Source organism: Leptolyngbya sp. FACHB-36 (genome assembly GCF_014695955.1).
Classification (GTDB): Bacteria; Cyanobacteriota; Cyanobacteriia; order Leptolyngbyales; family Leptolyngbyaceae; genus FACHB-36.
Genome location: NZ_JACJPG010000106.1, coordinates 1 through 2,745, shown reverse-complemented (window position 1 = coordinate 2,745; position 2,745 = coordinate 1). Strand labels below are relative to the sequence as shown.

Annotated in this window: 1 protein-coding gene; it reads right to left on the bottom strand. The window is 51.4% G+C overall.

Annotated elements, in window-relative coordinates; genetic code table 11:
- Positions 1-72: 72 nt before the first annotated feature.
- Complete coding sequence (locus H6F43_RS01455) at positions 73-2,001, bottom strand: sugar-binding domain-containing protein (RefSeq protein ID WP_190340246.1); 1,929 nt, start codon at positions 1,999-2,001, stop codon at positions 73-75.
- Positions 2,002-2,745 lie beyond the last annotated feature (744 nt).

Here is a 2,745-nt window from a genome sequence, read left to right as displayed (position 1 = left end):
CCCCAATAAAACGTGTGCAGGCATCCTGTTAAAGACGCCTGCACTACACGCTCGCACGACTGGCAGTATTACCTAGCAGCCGTTTACGCCACACTGATCGGCTGCATGGGATGAACCAGGTCCCATCCATTGAGACTCACCCCCTGATAATGCAACATCTCTACCTAAGGTTGCTGAGGCGATCGCCTCCAACGGAATCTTGGGCGTGCGATCCGCATACAGTAAGCCGTTCGCTTCCTGAAATGTGTCTGTCAACTGGGTGTAGCAGAAGCCGCTAAATAGCGGGCTCGTGTTCACCGTCGTCAGCAGAGCGCAATAGCGGTCTTGCAAGTCGGAGGCATCCTTAGAGCGATCGTAGCCCCAGGTTTTGTGGGCGATCGCATCATCAGGCTTCGTGTAGGCAATTCCACCAAACTCGGTCAGCATAATCGGTTGCCCTTGATGCGGGTAGCCGTCGAGTGTCAGGACGCGACCACCGGGACGCTGTTGGTGCAGCAAGTCAGCAAGCTTGACATCAGGACCGTAGCGCCTTGCTAGTCGCTGCGGCTGACTGTCGTAGTCATGAATCGCCAGAATGTCGGTCGTGGTGCTTTCCCAGCCATCGTTGCCGATTACCGGACGAGTTGGATCAAGGGTTTTGGTCAGGTAGTAAAGCGCTTGGACGTAATGCCGATGAGCCGGAGTTTCCGTCAGGTTCGGGACGCCCCAGGATTCGTTAAAGGGCACCCATGCAACGATGCAAGGATGACTGGAATCGCGATCGATCGCCTCGGTCCATTCTTTTGTAATCCGCTCAACGGCTTTCGGCGTAAAACGGTAGGCGCTGGGCATTTCTTCCCACACCATTAGCCCCATCACGTCTGCCCAGTAGAGGAAGCGAGGATCTTCGAGCTTCTGATGCTTTCGCACGCCATTGAAGCCCATGCGCTTTGTGAGTTCGATGTCCTGCCGCAATGCCTCATCCGATGGCGGCGTCATCAGCGTATCTACCCAGTAGCCCTGATCCAGCACGAGCCGCAGATAGTATGGGTGCCCGTTCAGCATGAATCGATCGCGCTGAATCGAAACCGTCCGCATTGCCGTGTAGGACTTCACTTCATCTAACAGTTCGCCCTGATACCAAAGTTGTATCTGGGCATCAATCAACGTCGGTTTTTCGGGACTCCACAGCAACGTGTTGCGGTAATCGTCAATACCTGGATCGGATAAGGCAATGCGACGATGAATCTCACCGCTAATGACTTCGTAGTTGTCATTAATCAACAGACGCCCCCCCACGGTGAGCCGCACGCTGAGCCGTAAGTCATCGCGTTGGGTTCCAGCGATCAACGCCTCAAAGCCAATCTCCCACCGTTCAAAGTGGGGCGTCCAGTGAATTTTCTCTAAATAGGTTTCCGGCACGCACTCGACCCACACGGTCTGCCAGATTCCGCTCGTCCGAGGATACCAAATGCCGTGTGTTTCTGGTTGCCAGTCCTGCTTGCCTCTGGGCTTTGCTAGGTCCTGCGGATCATCCTGCGCCCAAACGGTCACGCGCTGGGTTTCCGTTGGCTGTAGCGCATGGGTAATGTCGAAGCTGAAGGACGTGTGCCCCCCTTCGTGCTCTCCAATAAATTGACCGTTGACCCAGACCTTTGCGTGATAGTCCACTGCGCCAAAGTGGAGCAGCACGCGGGAACGAGAGCGGTGAGCGCTGCGGGTCTGATCTAGTTCAAACTCTCGCTCGTACCAGCAGTTAGGGTGAAACTGCGTGTCAGCGATGCCGCTACGCTGCGACTCTGGCGCAAAGGGAACTTCGATCGTCCGCGTCCATTCAACGTCGATCGGCTGTAGCCACTGTCTGCGATCGTCAAACGCGAACTTCCATGCCCCGTTTAGGTTGAGCCAGTTGGCACGCTGAAACTGGGGACGGGGATAGCCCGTTTCAAGCTGACGAAATTGGGTGATCGTGCTGGAGTCAGAGGAGCAATGGTCCTCAAGGCACTTTCCGAGTAATTGCATCGATTTAGAACCTTCACAACTAAAAAAAGAATGCTCATCTAATGTCCTGATGTAACACTTTCTCTCGATCATTCCGCGATCAAATACCTTTCTTAACTTTAGACCGCTCAACTCAGAATCAGCAGCCGAAGCTCCACAAAGTCAACGGCAAGTAGCGAGGCTGACAACATGAGTCAAGGTGTATTAATAACTACATTTTAGCGCAATCCCTAGCATAGTTTGGGCATTGAAACCAGATGCAACAACTGTTTTCATGCTTCTGTTTCAGCAACTATTTAATACCCGTAGAGAATTTTTGTAGATCCTGACTCGATTTCTCAAACAAATTCACTAAGGCTAATGTCGGTCTTCTTCCAGAAGGAGAATTTTATAAAAATCCTGTGTTACAAGGAATACAACGCTGATTAAACCCGCCAGTTTCAAATGCAATTGTTCTGGCTGTCCGCTTGGTCAAAAAGTCTGCTCTTTCAACCGCGTTTTAAACGTATAAATGGGCATCTAAATGGGCATCTGTTTAAAAAAGTAGTTGTGCTGCTCAAATCTCTTTCTTTGAGTAGAAGCCATAACAAAGCTTGCACCATTACGTTTATTTAGTAATTAGCAATTCACCCACATCGAGAGTTGAGGTAGCCAATGTCCCAGTCAGATGGGTCAATCATTCGTTGTTCCAATCAGGCACTACCTACGCAGAAAGGATTGCCACAGGAGACGGCGTTATCGCACCTACAATCGTCTATTTCTACT